The 19212-nt window shown below is 60.0% G+C and carries 13 protein-coding genes; 12 read left to right on the top strand and 1 reads right to left on the bottom strand.

Annotated features, from left to right (window positions below):
• From ACPQ6D_RS07050 to ACPQ6D_RS07070, 5 genes are all read left to right on the top strand, one after another.
• Window positions 1-1212 (top strand): glycosyltransferase family 4 protein, encoded by a 1212-nt coding sequence (locus ACPQ6D_RS07050; RefSeq protein ID WP_423223600.1) that lies wholly within the window; start codon window positions 1-3, stop codon window positions 1210-1212.
• 71 nt (window positions 1213-1283) lie between these two features.
• Window positions 1284-2081, top strand: coding sequence for a WecB/TagA/CpsF family glycosyltransferase (locus tag ACPQ6D_RS07055; RefSeq protein WP_423223601.1), 798 nt, complete (start codon window positions 1284-1286; stop codon window positions 2079-2081).
• Between the two features lie 34 nt (window positions 2082-2115).
• Window positions 2116-3495, top strand: a complete 1380-nt coding sequence (locus ACPQ6D_RS07060) for a GumC domain-containing protein (RefSeq protein WP_423223602.1) — start codon at window positions 2116-2118, stop codon at window positions 3493-3495.
• Window positions 3495-4535, top strand: coding sequence for an O-antigen ligase family protein (locus ACPQ6D_RS07065; RefSeq protein WP_423223603.1), 1041 nt, complete (start codon window positions 3495-3497; stop codon window positions 4533-4535). The genes ACPQ6D_RS07060 and ACPQ6D_RS07065 overlap by 1 nt, the downstream gene beginning before the upstream one ends.
• A gap of 332 nt (window positions 4536-4867) precedes the next feature.
• Entirely contained in the window at window positions 4868-6532 is a 1665-nt protein-coding gene (locus tag ACPQ6D_RS07070) for an IS66 family transposase (protein ID WP_423223169.1), read from the top strand.
• A 55-nt stretch (window positions 6533-6587) separates the two neighbouring features.
• Here the strand turns inward: ACPQ6D_RS07070 and ACPQ6D_RS07075 are convergent, their stop codons facing one another.
• Entirely contained in the window at window positions 6588-7895 is a 1308-nt protein-coding gene (locus tag ACPQ6D_RS07075) for a hypothetical protein (protein WP_423223604.1), read from the bottom strand.
• A gap of 1816 nt (window positions 7896-9711) precedes the next feature.
• Between ACPQ6D_RS07075 and ACPQ6D_RS07080 the strand changes: the two genes are divergently transcribed.
• The 7 genes from ACPQ6D_RS07080 to ACPQ6D_RS07110 all read left to right on the top strand — a co-directional run bounded on the left by ACPQ6D_RS07080 (window position 9712) and on the right by ACPQ6D_RS07110 (window position 19190).
• Window positions 9712-10131 (top strand): hypothetical protein, encoded by a 420-nt coding sequence (locus ACPQ6D_RS07080; RefSeq protein WP_423223605.1) that lies wholly within the window; start codon window positions 9712-9714, stop codon window positions 10129-10131.
• Between the two features lie 617 nt (window positions 10132-10748).
• Window positions 10749-11099, top strand: a complete 351-nt coding sequence (locus ACPQ6D_RS07085) for a hypothetical protein (RefSeq protein WP_423223606.1) — start codon at window positions 10749-10751, stop codon at window positions 11097-11099.
• Between the two features lie 5028 nt (window positions 11100-16127).
• A complete protein-coding gene (locus ACPQ6D_RS07090) occupies window positions 16128-16610 on the top strand; it encodes a hypothetical protein (protein ID WP_423223607.1) in 483 nt (160 codons plus the stop codon).
• A 16-nt stretch (window positions 16611-16626) separates the two neighbouring features.
• Window positions 16627-17154 (top strand): hypothetical protein, encoded by a 528-nt coding sequence (locus tag ACPQ6D_RS07095; protein ID WP_423223608.1) that lies wholly within the window; start codon window positions 16627-16629, stop codon window positions 17152-17154.
• 155 nt (window positions 17155-17309) lie between these two features.
• Window positions 17310-18185, top strand: a complete 876-nt coding sequence (locus ACPQ6D_RS07100; protein ID WP_423223609.1) for a hypothetical protein — start codon at window positions 17310-17312, stop codon at window positions 18183-18185.
• Between the two features lie 400 nt (window positions 18186-18585).
• A complete protein-coding gene (locus tag ACPQ6D_RS07105) occupies window positions 18586-18963 on the top strand; it encodes a PIN domain-containing protein (RefSeq protein WP_479723004.1) in 378 nt (125 codons plus the stop codon).
• Window positions 18960-19190, top strand: a complete 231-nt coding sequence (locus ACPQ6D_RS07110; RefSeq protein WP_423223611.1) for a hypothetical protein — start codon at window positions 18960-18962, stop codon at window positions 19188-19190. The genes ACPQ6D_RS07105 and ACPQ6D_RS07110 overlap by 4 nt, the downstream gene beginning before the upstream one ends.
• Window positions 19191-19212 lie beyond the last annotated feature (22 nt).

Genomic DNA, 19212 nt, shown 5'->3' on the forward strand with positions numbered 1-19212 from the left:
ATGGCTCCCTGGAACATTCTTTGCACCATCACCTCTTATCCGCCCGCCATCGGCGGCGCGCAGAGTCACACCCACGAACTGATGCGCCGCCTCGCCCAGCGCCATTCCGTGCGCGTCGCCGCGTTTTGGGATCAAAACCGCACCGATTGGCTGCTCGGCACCACCGTGAACGCGCCGAGGACGGCTCGTGCGTACACGGTGGATGGCATCCTTGTGCAGCAGTTGACCTGGTCGCAGCGTGAGAGGCGGCGCCTGCTCCCCTGGGTGTTTGCCTATTACGCCGCCAAGAGGCAGGCCATTGCGGCCATGAGCGCACAGCTGCTTCCCAAGCTGGAAGCCCTGGCGCCGGATTGCGATCTTGTCTACCACGCGCGCATTGGCCGTGAACCTCTCAGCATGGCCTCGCTGGCGCTGGCGAGGCGCCGCCAGGCGCCCTTCATTTTTGTCCCTTATCACCACCCGCGGTGGGTAGGCTGGAATTATCGCCAATACCTTGAGCTATACCGTCAGGCCGATGCGATCATGGCGCTGACGGCCAGCGAACGAGAAACCCTGATTCAGCTGGGCGTCCGTCCGGCGCGCATTTTTGTCACTGGCAATGCGCCTGTGTTGGCTGAAGCGCCGGTCGCCGGCGCCTTTGCCCGACGATATGCGCCTTCACCCGCCGCGCCGGGGCCGCTGGTCTTGTTCCTGGCGCAGAAATACCGTTACAAGGGGCTGGAGGCCACCCTGGCGGCCGCGCCGCTGGTTTGGCGACAGCATCCCGAAGCCTGGTTTGCCTTTGTGGGGCCGCGCACAGCGTTTTCCGAGCGGCTCTTTCGGCGCATCCATGATCCGCGGATCGTCGAAATCGGCGCCGTGAGCTTGCAGGCGAAGACGGACGCGCTGGCCGACTGCACCGTGCTGTGTGTCCCTTCATCGCAGGAGAGCTTTGGCGGCGTCTTCACCGAAGCCTGGGCTTTGCGTAAGCCGGTCATTGGCGGCCCTGCCCCCGCGGTCAGGGAAGTCATCACGGACGGGAGCGATGGCTTTGTGGCCGCCCAAGACCCGGCGCAAATCGCCGATTTTCTGAATTTGCTGCTGGCGCAGCCTGCGCTGGCCGCACGTTTGGGCCAGGCTGGCTTCGCCAAAGTGCAGGCGCATTTCACCTGGGAAGCGCTGGCCGCCAAAACTGAGCGCGCGATGGCCGAAGTTGTGCACGGCGTTGGTTGACCGCAAGGCGGACTTGCACAGCGCGCCTCAGCCGTTTTTCGTTTTTCGGGTTATGGTTTACCATAGGCATCATGGATTCCATTGAACGCCTGAATGTGCTGAGCGTTGGCATCAGCATGATTGACATGGAAAACGCGCTTGCGTTGATGGAGCATTGGATTCGCACCAGACAGCGTGCGTATGTTTGCGTTTGCACCGTGCACACCGTCATGGAGTGTCAAAATGACCACCGTTTGCGCACGATGGTGAATCACGCCGATCTGGCGACGCCTGACGGCATGCCGCTCGTCTGGTTGGGCCGCTGGGCCGGCTATCGGCACGTCAATCGGGTCTACGGGCCGGATCTCATGCAGGCCTTTGCCCAACGCTCGGCGCAGCGGGGCTACAGCCACTTCTTCTACGGCGGCGCGCCCGGCGTGCCCGAAGCCCTGGCGGCGCGGCTTAGCCGCGACAACCCTGGTTTGCGCGTGGTTGGCACCTTCTCGCCCCCGTTCACGCCGCCTACGCCAGAGCGGGAGCTGGAAGAAATCGCTCTCATCAACGCGACCCAGCCTGACGTGGTTTGGGTCGCCCTGGGCACGCCCAAGCAGGACCGCTGGCTTTCCGAACACCGCGACCAGCTCAACGCGCCAGTTCTTGTGGCCGTGGGCGCGGCCTTCAACTTGTTGTCCGGTCGCCTGCGCCAGGCCCCGCTGTGGATGCAGCGCAGCGGCTTGGAGTGGTGTTGGCGTCTCTTGCAGGAGCCGCGACGGCTGTGGCGCCGCTATCTTCTCTTCAATCCCCTGTTCATTTGGAACCTGATGCTGCAAAAGACCGGCCTCAAGCATTTTGACCCCTTGCCTGAGCGCCAGCCGCGTGCGATCTCCTGAGCGCCGCCATTTTTTGATCTTGGGGTGATGGTCTGTGCCTTTTCCTGACTTTGTTCGCACCTTGCGTCGTTCCTGGCGCCTCTTGCTGATTGGGCCGGCGGCGGCGGCCGTGGCGGCTGCTCTCCTCAGCCTCTTTGTCCTGCCCATGCGCTGGGACGCGACGTCCAGTCTGATCATGACGCTTGTCAAACCAAGCATTTCACTCGATCCGCGTGTGCAGACCGTATCCGATGAGGACCTGGTGCGCACCTCCTCGTCGGATGATCGTGGCCGCCGCGAGACGCTGCTTGGGCTGGTGCTGAGCGACGATGTGATCGGGCAGCTCTGGCAAGAAGCCAGCGGCGATCTGCCTGCCAACGTGCAGTCCGTGACTGACCTGAAAGAGCGACTGCAGCCAGGCGCACGCGCCAATGTGCTCAACTTGACGGCGCGCGGCGACACCCCGGCGCAGGCCGCGCGCCTGGCCAACCTCTGGGCGCAGGTGGCAGAGCAGCGCATCAACGCACTCTACAGCCAGGTCATGCAGCCGCCTACCGCGGCCGCCGCGCAGGCTGCAGCCGCGCAGAAAACCTACCTGGAGGCCGAGCAAGCCCTGATTGTCTTCCTGCAAAGCAGTCCTGTTGATGAACTGCAGCGCCAGATTGACCAAAAGAAGAGCGTGCTCGATACGTTGCAACGCCAGCAGGTGAAGGCGTTGGAGACGCGCCTGCAAAGTCGCCTGGACAACCTGAACAAGCTCGACCTGCTGTTAGCCAACATCAAAGCCTTACAAGACCAGGCGCGCGTGGATCAGGCAGGGAGCGCCAGCGCCGCGGCCTTGAGCAGTCTGCTGGTGCAGGTGAGCGCCTTCACCACCGGCGCCATCATCCCGGTGCAGCTGCAGATTCCCATCGAGCAGCTGCGCGACGCCGCATCGCCCGCCCAACGCCTATCCAACCTCGAAATTCTGGCTGCCAGCCTGGCTGATCTCCGCCGCGCCTGGCAAACTGAAGCGGAGAGCTTGCAAACCCAGGTGCTGCATGCCTCCGATCTGCTGAGCCGGGAGGTGGCCGGTCAAGATTTGATGACCGGCGTGCAGGCCATGCAGGCCCAAATCAATGTGCTGCAGAGCGATTTGGAAACCCAAACCGACACGCAGCGGCGGCTGACCGATGCGCGCGACGTGGCTTGGGAAAGCTTCACCGCCTTGGCGCGGCGCGCAGCCGAGGTGTCGATCGCCAGTGAAACCACGAGCACGGAAGTGCGCCTGGCTTCGACGGCGCTGCCGCCTTCAGATCATGCCACGCCGCATACGCTGCTAAACGTGGCGCTGGCGATCGTCGCCGGCGAGATCTTGGCCCTGGCATTCGTGCTCCTACAGGCCCAGGCAGCCATGTCTGGGACGGGTGTGACGGGGGCCAGCGAGGGAGTCTGATGCTACTCTGGCGTCATCCGCTGCGCTGGCCGCTGCTCCTGGTGATGCTGACGGCTGGCGGCGGCTGGCTGATCAGCGACGAACGTGCGATGGCGTCAGGGTTCATGGCGCGCCTGGCGTTGGGACTGCTGGCGTTTCACGCCGTGCTCTGGTTCGCTGGCGATGCATCCCGCCTGCGGCCAACCTTGTGGATCTTCACCCTGATCCTGGTCGGCCTGGCCGCGGCCGCGCTGGTTGGCACACGTTGGCCGATAGCCAAGTTCTTGCCGTTGAACGCGATTTACCACCGCTTGCCCACCCTGTTAGTTGACACCCTGCATCCCAACGTTGCCGCCGCCGCGCTTGTCTTGCTGCTGCCAATCCCCGGTGCGCTCTTCCTCGATGGTCGCCGGCAGACACGGCCGCGCGGGTTGGCCCTGGCCGTGATGGGGTTGACCCTCGTCATCCTGTTCCTGACCCAATCGCGGGCCGCGTGGCTGGCGCTGGCCGGCATGGCCATGCCGGTTGCCTGGCGCGCGGCCCGGCGGCCGTGGCAGCGCTGGCTGCTGATCCTGCTGATCGCTGCGGCTGCCGGTCTCTTGCTCTGGTTGGCCCGCCGTGCCCTGGCCGCGGATTGGCTCGATCGCCAGATGGTCTGGGCGCAGGGCCTGGCGATGCTGCAAGATTTCGGCCTGACCGGCATTGGCCCGGGCAGCTTTGGCGCGCTTGGCCCGCAGCTCTATGCCGATTTTTGGATGGGCGACCTGGGGTTTGTTGCCCCGCACGCGCACAACCTCTTTTTGCAAGTTGGCGTTGACCTGGGCATTGCTGGGCTGATCGCGTACCTGGCTTTATTGCTCACGGCTGCCGCCAGCGCGTGGTCAGCGTGGCGTCACAACCCCGCATTGCTGGCGCGGCTCACCGCCGGCGCCGCCCTGCTCAGTCTGCTGGCCCTCGTCCTGGACGGTCTGCTGGACGTTGGCGTCTGGGGCACACAGGGCGGCTTCGTCGCGTGGATCGTCCTTGGTTTGGCGGCATCCCTGGGCAACATACGTTCGTAGGTCCCGCCAAGCGCCAACCCTCGCAGGGGGGCGTGGACATCGCCGCGTTGGCTTGTGAGCGCGTCGTGCGCCTCTGAGGTCGCCCTCTTGCCGCAGCCCTGCGACGGGCATCCCCTTGCGCAGACTGGCTCCCCAGGTAGGTCACGCCTCCTGTCGATGCGCGTAGGGTTATACCCATGGAGTATCTTCTCAATAAACCGGGGGGAGTGAACTGAGCCCGGTGTCAAGGACAATGATCATAGACAAGCGGCTGTCAGTCGTGCTATACTGCGAGTCGTTGTGCCGGGTGCCGTGAAGCTGAATAGTCTGACCCGTGCAGGTGGTGAGGGATTATGTTGTTCGAACAGCTTGATCTGGATCAGCTCGAGGATGTAGCGCAGGCCAAGCGTGCCATCGTTGGGTTGCTGAACTTGGTTGAGGATCTGCAGGCGACGGTGCGCCAGTTGCAAGCCGAGGTGCAGCGACTGCGCGACGAGAACAACCACCTGAAGGGTGAACAAGGCAAGCCGGATATCAAGCCCAATCGGCGTGGCAAGACGCCTGGGGCAGATAAGAACCACTCGTCAGAGGCCGAGCGGCGCAAGCCACAGGCATGGCAGAAGGGCAGCAAGCTGGCCAAGATCACGATTGATCGCGAAGAAGTGCTGACGGTTGATAAGACGCAACTGCCTGCCGATGCGGAGTTCAAGGGTTACGAAGACAGCGTTGTGCAGGATGTGGTCATCCACACCGACAACGTGCTGTACCACAAAGAGAAGTACTACTCACCGAGCGAGCGCCGGGTGTATCTGGCGGCACTGCCGCCGGGCTACACAGGACAGTTTGGGCCGGGGATCAAAGCGCTGGCGTTGGTGCAGTATTTCGCCTGCAACGTGGCCGAGCCGAAGATCCTGGAGTTCTTCGCCAATGTTGGTATCCAACTGTCGGCGGGTGAGTTGTCGAACTGGCTGATCAAAGACTGGCCGGACCTGCACGCCGAGAAGGCTGCCATCTACGAAGCGGGACTGCGCAGCAGCCCGTGGCAACACCTGGACGATACGGCAACGCGGGTCAATGGCCAGAATGAGCATTGTCATGTGGTATGTAATCCGCTGTATACGGCGTACTTCACGACGGCCCACAAAGACCGGCTGACCATTGTGGACGTACTGCGTAATCTGCACGTCCGTACCTTCCGGGTCAATGCCGAAGCCATCAGTTTTCTGTACGTGTTCGGCTTGGCGCAGCGCACCGTACGCATCGTACAAGGTCTGCCGCAAGACCAGGACTTGAGTGAAGCCGAGTTCAAAGCTCTGTTGGACGAACGTCTGCCGGCCCTGGGGCCGCAGCAGCGGTCGCACATCTTGGAAGCGGCGACCGTTGCCTCCTACCATGCCCAATTGGAGTTCCCGGTCGTCAAACTCCTGCTGTGCGATGACGCTCCCCAATTCAACTGGGTGACTGAGCAACTGGCGCTGTGTTGGATTCACGAAGGCCGCCACTACAAGAAACTTGACCCGAGCAGTCCGCCGTTCCGCAACCTCTTGACCGAGTTTACCAAGCAGTTCTGGAAATACTACGACGAACTGCTGACCTACCGTCAGCAGCCCAGCACAGACGAGAAAGCGCGACTCGAGACCAAGTTCGATACCTTGTTCGCCACGGTGACTGGCTACCGAGCCTTGGATGAGCGCATTGAAAAGACCAAGTTCAAGAAGACCAACCTCTTGCTGGTCCTCGACCATCCCGAAATCCCGCTGCACAACAACCCGGCCGAACTGGGTGCCCGCCAGCGCGTGCGCAAACGTGATGTCAGCTTTGGCCCGCGTACGCACGATGGCGCCAACGCTTGGGATACCTTTATGACTCTGACGGCCACAGCCAAGAAGCTGGGCGTCAGCATCTATCGCTACATCCATGATCGCGTGTCTGGCGCCTGCCAGATGCCTGATCTCGCCGACCTCATCACGCAGCGCGCCATCGAACTGTCACTCGGCGCTTCCTGGGAACCAACATAACTGGTTACCCCGGATTATTGAGAAGATACCCCATGGATGCTCTTTCAAATTTACCTCATATTAAAGTGGTTGGGGGAAAAGGCAAAGGTAGTTGCTGGGGGGTAGGGAGTGGCGATTCGTGGAGGGCGATGATACGAGCGGGATCAAGGCCTCGTGCGGGACGGCGTCCAATTTCAGCGTACGGGGGAGCGGCCTGGAAAAAGACGAAATGACGGTCGAGGGGATCAAAGCAGACCAAGATGGACTGATGAGCGTAGGCGCGACCGACGGAATAGTATCGGTGATGGCCACCGAGGCAAATCTGGCCCGTTTTGTTTGCCAAGCGCTGGTAGAGAAAAGAGGCCAGGTAAGCGTCGACTTTTTTCAGGTCAAAGAGAGCCAATTCCTGCTCTAGTGAGAAAGGGCGTCGAGGACGCAGGAGGTCTGGATAAGCGACGACGGGCGGTTGGCCTGCACAGTTTTTGGCACGAGATGGCAATTCAAAAGCCAGTTCGTATACGGCCTGATCAAGGGTTTGCTGCAATGAAGCCAAGGCATCGCTCGGATCGCCAGTAACGGCATAGTCTACGACGATGCCATGGCAACGTTCGACTTCCGCATTGTGCGTCGGCTTACCCGGTGTGATGGTGAGGTGCCTGATACCCAAACCGATGAGCCACAACGTGAACAGACCCGGAAAGTAATCTCCGGTATCGCCGACAAAGACCGCTTCATTATCGGTCTGAACTTCATCGGGCATTGTATGCCAATAGGCCATACCTGCACGTAGCGTATCCTGCAGTTGGCGCACCGTCACACCGGGTGGCTTACATCCCGCCTTGCCAGCAGGCGTCACACGAGCGGTTACGCATGCGGCGCCGACGACATCCCGGACTGTATGCAGGTTGACCTGCGAACCATCGGCAAGACGTATGCCCATCTTGAAGTCGACTTGCCAGCGCTGATGAACAACCGTCGGCTGATCCAGCCGTCCGTATGCTCTGGTTTGGTGTCGTGGCCGGCGTCGAAATCGGGCCCATTGGTGTAGGTAGCGCCCAATCTGCCCCGGATTCGGTAACGCCTTCCCTTTCAAGGAAGAACGTTTTTGCAGATGCAACAGAATACGGCTTGGCCCCCAGCGAGGATGCTTCAAACGTAGACGTAGAATGCAATAGCGTACCAGGGGATCAAAAGAGCTCAGGAGTCCGCTCCGCTCCTGGTGGTAATCACTCGTGTAGTCCTTACCATCTCGTTGGCGACGACACCAGTAGCGAATACATTCTACGGAAACGCCGTAACACACGGCAATCTCTCGGTAGGTTTCCCCGCGCTGGTGCCGTTCGTAGAATTCCTGGCGTTGCTCCCCAGTCGTGATTCCTTTCATATTCCGCCTCCTGTCCTTATCATAGGACAGAAGAACAGAAATGTACCGTTCGCAACTACTCCCGAAAAAGTAATGGGGTAAATTTTAAAGAACATTCATAGGTATAACCCTACGCGCATCGACATCCGGCGTTACGACGCTGTCTGCCGCAGCGTTTGCTTTTCTGTGACGACGTTGTCCGGCCAGGAGGCCGGACCTACTGGCTGCGCACCCCTACGGCGGGCAAGCCGACATCGTCCTCGCCGACACAGGCTCCTTACTCGGCAGGCCTGCGCAAGGTTGGGCGGTTTTTCGGCTGCCAACCCTCGCAGGGGGGGCGTGGACATCGCCGCGTTGGCTTGTGACCGCGTTGCGCGCCTCTCAGAGCGCCACCCCGCCGCAGCCCTGCGACGGGCATCCCCTTGCGCAGACTGGCTCCCCAGGTAGGTCACGCCTCCGGCGTGACGACGCTGTCTGCCGCAGCGTTCGCTTTTCTGTGACGACGTTGTCCGGCCAGGAGGCCGGACCTACTGACTGCGCACCCCTACGGCGGGCAAGCCGACATCGTCCTCGCCGACACAGGCTCCTTACGCGGCAGGCCTGCGCAAGGTTGGGCGGTTTTTCGGCTGCCAACCCTCGCAGGGGTGCGTGGACATCGCCGCGTTGGCTTGTGAGCGCGTCGTGCGCCTCTGAGGTCGTCCTCTTGCCGCAGCCCTGCGACGGGCATCGCCTTGCGCAGGCTGGCTCCCCAGGTAGGTCACGCCTCCGGCGTGACGACGCTGTCTGCCGCAGCGTTCGCTTTTCTGTGACGACGTTGTCCGGCCAGGAGGCCGGACCTACTGACTGCGCACCCCTACGGCGGGGGGCAAGATGAAGATTTGACCATTCGGCATGGTTCAAATTAGCTTTACATTAACAAGAACAAACTAGCTCATGGGGCACGATTGTGCGAAACTATCGGGTGGAAAAACCAGGATAGGGCACAAGGGGTGAACCATGAGCTGCAGGCGTGACAATATCACGGGAGAAGAACGTGCGCAAATTGCGCTGCAATGTCTGGCATCGCAAGGGCGGCGCGATGGGAAACGGCAGGAACTGGCGGCCAAGTATAGTTTGAGTCGCCAGAGTATCCATCGCATAGAACGACAAGCACGTGCGGCGTTGGCGGAGATTCTGAAGCCGAAAGCGCATGGGCCGGTGGCTAGGGTGCGTGAGGTGATCGTCACGCCAGAGCACGTGCAGCGCAGTGTGTTGGTGCTGGCGGGCAGCGCAGTATCTGAACGTGGGATTCAGGCGTGTTTGGAGCAGATTCTGGGCTGTAGGCCGAGTGTCATTCGCGTGGTAAGTGCCGCCTGTTGCGGGCATAGAGCGCCCAGTGATTACTGAGCATAGAAGACCATGTGTTCACTGGAGATACGGACTATGCGTTCGCAAGGCATATGCGGGCCACCGATTAACGGCCAATGACGCCGGTCATTCGCGTGATGCGGCGCCACTAAGGCGAATCGAACGGTTTCTCCTTCTGAGACGGTGATAATTCCTTCTGTTTGCAAGCAGCTATTGCCGGGGCAGAAAGGAATGACGATAAGTGGAAGAGAACAGACGTGTTAGATGTGCGAAATCTTGCGTCAGCTGCGCTGGCGAAAGCGCGTCATGCCTGGCCAGGCGCTATCGGTTGGCCGGCATACGGTCAGAAATATCGCCGATGGGCCGATAAAGGCGGGATTGTTGGCAATCTTCCCCGACAGACGAGATACACGCTCTTTTACAATCTAACCATACCCGGAACCTCTACAGTGGCTTCGACCATTGTTCCCCTTTCGGAAGTCATTCGGGAATGCGCGAACACGGGTTTAAAATCCAAGTGACTTCCAACGGCTGCAAGGTGCCGCAATATCGTGGCACCCTGTTCGAGCGTCTGGCGCTTCATTGCGCCAATATGGAACCGAGCCTTGACGTGACGATCCGCATCAGAAACGAAAGCCGGGCAAAGTGGAGTCGACTTTGGCTATGCTGGGACGATCGCGACCCGCAAAGCGAAGTGCGCAAACTGGGTGTTCGTCATGACGCTCTTGGGCCGACGCAGTACGCGAACTGGTCTTCGACCAGACCGTCGGTTTTGGCTGAAGCTACATCAATGCGTTTACCTACTTTGACAGCGCCCATGAGTCGTGTTGGACAATCTCAAGGCCGGGTGTGCAGCTTCTTTGGAAAGATCGTCGTGCAGCGCAGCTACCGGGAACCGCGAACACTATGAGTTTCGAAGTTACCATCGGCCCCGGACGCCCAACGCAAGAACCGAAGTGGAAGCGGCGTTCGCTACGTGAAGCGCAACTTCCTCGCCAGTCAAACCTTACCGATCTGACCGGGCCAATGTCAAGGCGCTGGCCTGGGTCGAAGATAACCAGTCAACGGATTCGCTGGCACGACAGAAAGCCGACCGACGGACCGTTTCGGGGATCGAAGATGGTTGCAACCTCTACCTGCCACCCGCTACGATCTGGCGGTTTTAGAGCAAGTCTGGTGCACTGCGACTGCTACGTCGTATTCGAAGAAGCCTACTATTCAGCGCCGTTTCGCTTGGTCGGCCAACAGGTCTGGGTGCATTGGCGGTCACCTGGTCCGTGCAGATCTTCAGCGAATACACCTCGTGGCGCATCAACCGGTAAAGCCAGGCAGACGGCTCACGAACCCGGACCATCATGACTCTGCAAGGCCGCCGGTCTGCTCAACACCCGTGGAAGCCACCAAAAAAGCGCCGACGAGATCAGCATCCACCTCGGCTGCCTGGCCGAGCGTCCGCCGACCGCTTGCGCATGGTGTGGCGCATCTGCGCGGCCGAGAGTTCGGCGCACCCGGCTGGAACAGGCCTGTATGCGGGCGCTGCACTTCGAGTGCACGACTCGCACCATCCGCCAGATCTGGAAAAGCGCCTGGACTTGGCACCTCCCCATTGAGTTTGTTGAACTGACGCCGCGGCTTCTTCGGTCGCTCGGCCAGAAATACTTGCCCGGCCTGGGAGACGGTATCATGGAACTAACGCACCAACTCAATACCCATCTCAAGCGGTTGCAGTTTGTCAGGCATCGCTTGACGCTGGAACTGCAACCAGCGAGCCATCGGACAAGCTCTCACCGTCAGATTCCTGAACCGGCTCATTTCAGGACGAAGTGGAGCAGCGGACCTGAAGCGAACCAGTTGCGGCTGCGCCGCGCCATTCCATAGCGACAGGACGCTGGAGCGGCTTTGGCTTCCAGCCCGACGATCAACCGTCAGCAGGTGCTTGGCCTCGCCACCTGTACTACATCCAGCGACACCGCAACACCCTGATCATGGGCCGACCGGGTAGGTAAAGAGATCATCTGGCTCCAAACGTTGGGGCGCGAAGCGTGTCGCCGCAATACGACGTTCTGTTCGTCAGCGCCACAAGATGCTCGCTCATCTCAACGCCGGCCGCTGATGGAACCTACGACCGGCGTCTGCAGACCTATCTGCGGCTGCGCTCTTGATTATCGACGATTTCGGCCTCAAGCCCATGCGTCCCCCCAGCGCCGGAGGGACATGTTTGACGTCATCCTCGAACGGTACGAACGAATGATCCTGATAACCAGCAATCGCACTTTCCGGTAAAATAGCCTGGACACCAAGACCCTTTGATCGCCTCAGCGCCCTCGATCGCCTCGTGGATCATGATCATCCCGGGGCCAGCTATCGCCGCACGTGACCGCCACTTCCTGGCGGCGCACGAGGTGATACATGCTTTATTCAGCCAGGCCAGGCCGCCGGTGACACTGGTTCAGAGTGGCCCATCCAGCTGGACACCCTATCGGGCCAAGATAACGAAAGACGAGGGTGGTCTGGTCGGCGACTGACCCTCTCGCCTTCTCTGGGTGGGTAACTCCCATTTTAGGCAAGACAAACGCATGTCAGTCAGGCAGAAATTCCAAAGTGGTGACTCGGTTTGGGTGGTAGTGGGATGTACTTGGGAGGCAGAGCGGTAACATTACGGCGGCCACAGGGCCAGGGGCTGGTCTTTCCGGGTAGGTTTTCATGGCGGCACCTCGGACAGAGGTGCCAGTACGAAACTGTGTCGGTGAAAGTGGGCAGCCACGATTTCAGTAAAGTTGTCGTGGCAGGTGGAAGTGCAGCGGCGTGCGATGGCCTCGACCAAGAGCCAGAGAGGCGACCAAGCGGTGGAGGCGGATACGACGCACAGGTTTGTGGTCAAGCAAGGCCTGGGGTCGGGCAGGGTCTGGGTCGTCGGGTCAGGCATTCGAAATAGGGTGCAACTGACCATCCAAGGGTGGCGACCCGCCAGGGCGAGGCCAGAGGCGTGCAGCACGCTCAGGATGGGCCTGTAAGACAACTGCCATTGCCAGCCGCCGCGCTGGTGCACCAGGCGCCGCACCAGGGCGCCAGGCCATGGGTAACGGACGACTGGGTCGAGTGAGAGATCGGTGAGGGGCTCGTGGGGTCATCATTTGGCTTCGCTCCTGGGTAAACGGCAGTACATTTCCAGGCGTGGCAGGACCCGGCAACTACCAGCCACCGCTGTTAATTTACCAATCAAGTCTTTAGACCCGAGTACCAGTGCGCACAGGCAGAATGAAACTTCCAGGCCATTGTTGATGCGCAGGAGGATGCCAGTGCAGTCGTACAATCCGACGATGGAACCAGCCCGCGCTGAAGCCCCGATCCATGGAACAATCATAGGCCTCTGGGGGCACGGCAAGACGCAACAAGCGCAGCGAACTCGCCATTCCTTACGCCATGCGCCTTTGCATCAGCCAGCAAGACCGTCCAGGCCACAGGAATCCCACTTGCACGGTAAGACCGCTCGGCCAGAACCACAAATCGATCCCCAGGCTCGTGGCATCCAGGGTCCAGGCCAACTGCATTGCCGCAAACGGATGATCACCTGCTTAACAACTGGCAGGTGCTGAGGATGGATCTTGCCGCTGCTTCCCGCCTTGTCTTTGGCGTAAGGCACCATTCATACAGCCATTTGCTCCACTTGTGGTACTTTCACTGTGTCCGCTCCAGCAGACCGAGAAAGGTTGCCACCACGTCGCCAACGCCCGCAACTGCCCGTCACCCGATCCCAAAACTCCACCGCCAGCACTTCGGGCCTGACTTACTGATAACTGGGGCAGATTACTTGACGCGCATGTCGTCGCAGCAATGATTCTGGGCAAATCACCTGTGACCTCCAGTATGATAGGTTGTTTGGTAAACTCTATCTTACACGAAGTCACGCTATTTCGCTCACTCTTCAAACCACCACCCCGAAACCAGGGTCTGGTTGATGCAGAACCACCATGGAAAAGCATGAGGCAGGTGCGATGTATTTATCCCGATGTAGGCGCGATGCGACCGCCTATGAAACTGAGCAGAAGGAAAGCGGTGCGGCCTCTAGCGGCTTCGCGTCAGCGCTGATGAGGGCGCATCGGTGTCGAGACCGGTAAACGTAAACTGATGAAGCGCCAGCTGGCGGAAATGAAGGTGGCAGGTCAGAGCTTGCATATCGTAAGAAAGAAGGTCTGGCGGAGCGGCGAGTTCCTGTGCGCACGGCGGTACTACTCGTCCCGCACAGATCGAGGGCGGTGAAACGGAACGCCAGCAGGTTGGGCATGACAAACGCCAGCGCCAGGTGCTGGCCGTGGCCGAGGTGTGCTCCAATTGGTAAGTTCTTGAGCACGTTGTTGTTCTCATTCTCGCTCTTCCAGCGGGTGCGCTGCGATCACAAAGTCGTACAGCATAGACTCCGTCAGGCATGATCAGTTGCCCAGGCGTTATGAACCTGAGTTCACCTGTGGCTTCATCAGTTATCGTCACTTCCCGCACCCAGTTGACGTAAAAGGCGGCTTGGTGTCGGCGTAGAGGCACCCGGTGTGGCGTGGCGATAACGCAGATTAGGATACTGACCGTTTCCAGCGCCGCTGCTGGACTTCAGTGACACCGCCAATCTTGAGCAAGGCGACTTCTTGATACCACAAAGCTTGGTGTGAGTCGGGTTTGCAGGTGAAAATGAAGTGCTGGCCCTGCTCGATGACCAGCTCACAGAACAGTTTGGTAGAGATCGTCGCCAACGAAATCATTGAACCCGGCAGCAAGTGATTAGGCGTTACGTTTCAACAACGCTCAACCGCCGCAATCACCGGTCTTGTTTCTCGCACCCACATCTTGCGGTTGCACGAATTCAGGTTAGCGCAATCGCAGTTTCTCCCCGGTGCCACGATCCAGCAGCGCAGCCAGCGAGTGGGAGTAGTGCGTGCTCCCGTTGACGGCGCGTGTCGTGCATTGCAGGCAGTGAATGCGAGTGAAAGTATTGCGTGCCGTCTGGGCGCATAACCAACGACCAGAAGTAACCTGATAGGCTTACGGGTGTCGCCCTTCCTGACTGCTCGAACACCTGCCAGAAGGCGTTGCCAGCTGCTCCAGGTGCAATCGGATCGTGAATTGCAGCCTGCGGATCACTCGGCACTGATCGATGCCAAACAAACTCTGCGCATTGTTCTGACCCTGCCGCCGTTGCATTTCCTGCTGATGGGCCAGAAACGATGGCGACTGCACTGAAAATACGGCAATGCCCCAGCGCTGCATCTGCCATCTCGTAGATCCGGTTCGGCCGCTTCCGATGATCCCGGTAGATGCGTCGCCGTCGCAACCGTCTGACGTAACTGGTCAAAGATAGCGTCGCTGCCGCCGTCCTCCTGTCGCGCCAATGAACCTTCCTATTTTGCCGGTGTGCCCAAAGTCTACATTTACCCAGGAATTCCGCAAGTCAGGCAGCTCCTTGATCGTCTGCGACACCGGGGGCATGTTCTTCTTGGCTTTTAAGATCACCGAGAACAACGCTCAAATTGGTGACACCGGCACTGGATTGCAGTTTCAGGACTGCGCCCAAGTCGATCTCTAACAGCTGGAAAGCCAGGTATTCATTGCTCCCTGGCTCCCATGCCTGAGCACGTATCTCATACCTGAAGTTGACACCAGGTTTGGGTTCGTCAATGCCACATTGCGTAGGTTGGGTCAGCGAGCAGCGAAGTAATGCGAGTTGGCAACCGGTGTGAAGGATTGGCCGCGGATGGGATCTACTGCCAGGGCGGTGCCAGATTTGCTGGTGGTGAGTGAGTCGTTGTACATCTATGCGTTGACCAAACGGGATATGCAGAGACAATTGAGGCAGTGGGCCTGTGTTGTAGAATTACACCGACGACAGGACGAAACGAAGCAGGATGGTGGCGCTGGCTTGCGGGCTGGGGCAAGCCTCGCCGACGAACCAGAGCAGTTAGTTGGTGGCGTCTTGCGTGATGTCTGGCGCATCGTGCCGGCCTGGGCGTCGGGCTTATGGAGTTCTGCATGAACTGTTTGTCCGCAAGAGAGCGATCGTTCCATCAGACTCACACCACCAAACGCTGACGCAGCGCTGATGGGCTGGGAAAAACTGACCAACAAGCCAACGGGCCATAGAGCTCATGACCGATATCACTGCGCAAGCGGGTCGTGGATAGCCTGTTTGGCATGATCGATCTGGCAGCGGTGCGCTTCTCGTGGCCCCTGGTGTTGGAACGCATGAAGGTGTTGGGTAAAACAAATTCCACGACCTGGGAGGCCAGGCTTGCTCCGCGCCAGGGACGACATTAGAGGCGCAGACCTTGCTTGTTCGCCTACCTCCCCCGCTTGCTGCCTTGCCGGCTGTCCAGGCGCACTGGGGACAAGAGCCGTCGCTGGCCTCTGTCGCATCTGGCAGGTCGGAAGAACAATGTCGCCGCCGCGCTCTGCTCGACCGTCAACAACTCAATGCCATTGGCAGACTGCCTTTGAGCCACCGCACGCCTCTTGGGCGATGACCTGTTTAGGGCAGCTGGGAGGATGGCCGCAAACTCTTCTCGGCCTCCGGTGGCGTGGTAGCAATACCGCCGAATGCGATAATGGCCTGCGACCGCATTTCAACGCACAAAAGGTCACCAGCCGTTAGCGGATTTACGACCTTTCGCACAATACTCGTACCTTCGCACGCGGTAAGCGTGCCGGGCACTCCCCCGCTCAACTCGTCGGCATCGAGCTGCCGTCAGACCCCCTGACTCTGCTCGGCCTGCCTCAATGTCGCCTAACGTAAATCTATCCACGTGGTATTCTGAACCATGCCGACCATTCTATGGTAGAATATCACCCGCACAAGTTCAGGAATCCGAGGGTTGTCATGCGCGCCTTCACATTGAACTCACACCCACGGCCACGACCTGGCGCGTGACCTATGACCTGCCCGACGCGCCCGGCGCAGTCAACCTGGCGCCGCGTGAGCTGCCGCGTCTGGGCGTTTTTCCGCTGCCGCCCGCGTTCGAGGCTCAGGCCATAGCCGCCGCGGAGCCGCACGCCGCCCTCGTGCAGGCCGTCGCCTCCACCCCCTGGCAAACCCTGGTAGACCGGGTGGCCCTGTCTCTCGCCGCCCCGACCGATGAGCAAACGCTGGGGCGCGCCCTGTTTGCGGCTCTGCTCGGCGACGCCGTTTGGCAGACGGTGCGCCTGCTGGCAGCCGGCGCACCGCTCGATGTGCGCCTGAGTTTGCCCGCCGCTGCGGCTGAGCTACACACCCTGCCCTGGGAACTGCTGCACGACGGGCAGGAATTTCTGTGCCTGGACACCCAACAGCCGCATCCAGGACCAGTTCAATCTGCTCAGCACGCCGGCCTACAATGCGCCGGCTCTGGTCGCCACAGCCTTACGTCTTGATCTGGCGGCGCTGGCCGTGGCCGCGCGGCTCGCCGGCAACAGTCCTCAGCGCCGCGTCCTGCTGCTGCTCGACGATCTGCATCGTTACGATGAGCCGGTCGTGCGCGAACTGCTCAACACCGTCATCAACAACCGGGGCCTGGGCCTGGCCGAAGACCCCGAACCGCTGCCGGTCGTGCTGACCTTCTCCAAAGCCGGCATCGCCAACGAGGCGACGGACGGCGCACTGCGCAGTTTTCTAGGGCGAGTTTTTGTGCAGCGTCAGGAACTGAAGTCGTTCACCGACATCGAAGCCCGTCTGGCCTACAGTCAATTTCTTTTCTGGCGCAGCCCCTACCCCGACCCTGACCGCCTGCCCTTGGTGGTCAACCGCCAGGCTGACCCCGACGCGATCAAAGCCTTCTTCGAACGGCTCCGCAGCGCCGTCGGCGGCGCACCCTCACGCCTTTTCAACAACGATTCATTTCTGCAGGCCATCGAAGACGCGCGTGCGCAGCAAATCTTGGAAGAGGTGCAGGATGACTTACTGCTCGGACGAATCTAGGCGAAACGCAGCGGCTCAGACTGGACGCGACCGCAGATCAGTGGAACCCCCCTACGCCCCGAAACCATTCGGCGGCGGCCAATGAGCGCTGCGCCCGCCTCGCTCGACGCCATCCGCGCCCGGCGCCTGGGCGATATCAGCGATGAGGCGCTGCTGTGGCTGGCCCTGCCGCCGGCCTGGACCGCGCCGCTGGCTGCGGCCTGCGCCTTCCCGACCGGCAACCAATCGCCCCGCAGCTTCTTCGACAGCGCCGTGCGCAGCGGACTCGCCCTGAGCGACGCGCCCGTCGCCCCAATCCCACCCGAATCTCTGGCCTCCGATCGCCGGTCTTCCGATCAAAGATCAGAGATCGGAGATCAGAGACCGAGACGCCGCTGCGCGTCCTGGTTTTGTTCGACTCGCTTGAGCAGCAGGCCCTGGCGCAAAGCGCGTGGGCGGCCGCGCACCAGGCCGGCATCGCTGTGGAGACCGTCTCGCTGACGGAGGAGAGTCAGGATGAATTTGCAGCCCAAGCCAGCGTGGTCCACGTGATTGCGCGGCCGCTGCGGACATCCACGGGTGTGCGCTGGCAGATTCAGGCGGGCGAGGCGGCTTACGCGCAGGTCAAGGGGCCGCCGCGCCGTCGCCTTGTGGACCTCAGTGAATTGCTGAGCCGCTTTCCTGACATGCGCGTCGCCATCTTGCAGGCGCCGTCGGATGAAAACCGTGATCGGCGCAGCGACGCGAGTTACGATGATGCGGCCATGCTGCGCGAGCTGGCCGCCGAGCTGACGTTGGCCGGCGTCGGCCTGGTGCTCACAGCGCCGGCATTGCCCCAAGAGGTCATCCTGGCCGCGTGGAAGCCCTTGAGCAAGGGTTTGATTGCCGCGCAGCAGGCCGGTGGACTGTTTTCCACGAGCGCCCTGGCGGACGCGTGGCCGCGGGCGTTGGGCGAAGCCCGGCAATTGGCTATGGTGGGCTTTGAAGGAGCGATCAAAATCGGATTTGAAGCAGCGTGGGATCTCTGTTTGTACGCCGCGGCTGTGGAGTGAGTGTTTGTCCTGCGAGCGTCGGTTTCCTGAACCTTAGTGCGAACCGCGTCAGTGACCACGAAGTTCGTCAAATTCAGCATTCCGTAGGGTCGTAAGATCCTCAAAGTAGAGCAATTGTGTCTTTTGTGGTAAAATCGAGACAGGCGCACCGTGTTGAACTTCTGGAAGCATGGTTTGTGCACTATGTCAACCCGTTATGAGCAAAATATGGAGCAATCACTAAGGACAGCGGCAGGCACTTATGCTGTGTGCAATACTGGGCCGCTAATCTCCGCTTTTCAATCGAACAGTCTCTCTGTTTGTCCAGATCTTTGCGGAGATTCACCTTTCAAGTGTGTGTCTCGCTGAATTGATGCGTCATGGTTGGGAAACTGAAGTTCAAGCAGCGACCTCGCCTTTGGTGATTATTCCGCTGACGGCAGACGAAGAACAACGTGCATACACCATTGCGGAACAAGTCGCCCAACATCCTGCCAATAACGATCCGGTCGTCGAAAACCATTTGGGCGAAGCGCAAGCAATTACACTCGCTCTACGCGCTGAATATCAGGCGGGCGTTCTGCTGCTAGATGAACTCGCTGCCCGCGCCGTAGCGAAACAGCTAGGTATCAGACTTTCGGGTTTTCCTGGGGTGCTACTATTGGCTGTGCAAGCTGGCTTGATTACAGCAGAAGAGTTGAGAAGACGATTGGAGCAATGTCGTCAGAAGGGCACCCATTATGGAGCGACGTTCATCCAACAGGTTTTCGACATGGCACGACAAAGTTCGAGGCAATGATGGAACAAAAAACAGTACATGAGCCGGAAGCACCGATGATGAGCGCCGAGGATGTTTGGAATGATGCTTTCCAATTAGCAGAGTTGTTGCGTCAAAATTTACTCAGATCAGAACCAATGGTGCGACTCCAGATTCCTTTCTCTCTGTTTCTTTCTGCATTGGAAGAATTCAATCGTGATGAATTAGTGGTCTTACGCAGACGAGTTGAAGAACGCCTTGCGGCGTAATCGTACTGGAGGCAAACCAACC

Origin of the sequence: Candidatus Amarolinea aalborgensis (genome assembly GCF_900491745.1) — a bacterium.
GTDB classification, from domain to species: Bacteria; Chloroflexota; Anaerolineae; order SSC4; family Amarolineaceae; genus Amarolinea; species Amarolinea aalborgensis.

Coding starts and splice junctions, on each gene's coding strand:
- ACPQ6D_RS07065 (WP_423223603.1), top strand. CDS start 3,495: ATGCTACTCTGGCGTCATCCGCTGCGCTGGCCGCTGCTCCTGGTGATG.
- ACPQ6D_RS07085 (WP_423223606.1), top strand. CDS start 10,749: ATGCGGGCGCTGCACTTCGAGTGCACGACTCGCACCATCCGCCAGATC.
- ACPQ6D_RS07080 (WP_423223605.1), top strand. CDS start 9,712: ATGCGCGAACACGGGTTTAAAATCCAAGTGACTTCCAACGGCTGCAAG.
- ACPQ6D_RS07055 (WP_423223601.1), top strand. CDS start 1,284: ATGGATTCCATTGAACGCCTGAATGTGCTGAGCGTTGGCATCAGCATG.
- ACPQ6D_RS07070 (WP_423223169.1), top strand. CDS start 4,868: ATGTTGTTCGAACAGCTTGATCTGGATCAGCTCGAGGATGTAGCGCAG.
- ACPQ6D_RS07075 (WP_423223604.1), bottom strand. CDS start 7,895: ATGAAAGGAATCACGACTGGGGAGCAACGCCAGGAATTCTACGAACGG.
- ACPQ6D_RS07110 (WP_423223611.1), top strand. CDS start 18,960: ATGATGGAACAAAAAACAGTACATGAGCCGGAAGCACCGATGATGAGC.
- ACPQ6D_RS07050 (WP_423223600.1), top strand. CDS start 1: ATGGCTCCCTGGAACATTCTTTGCACCATCACCTCTTATCCGCCCGCC.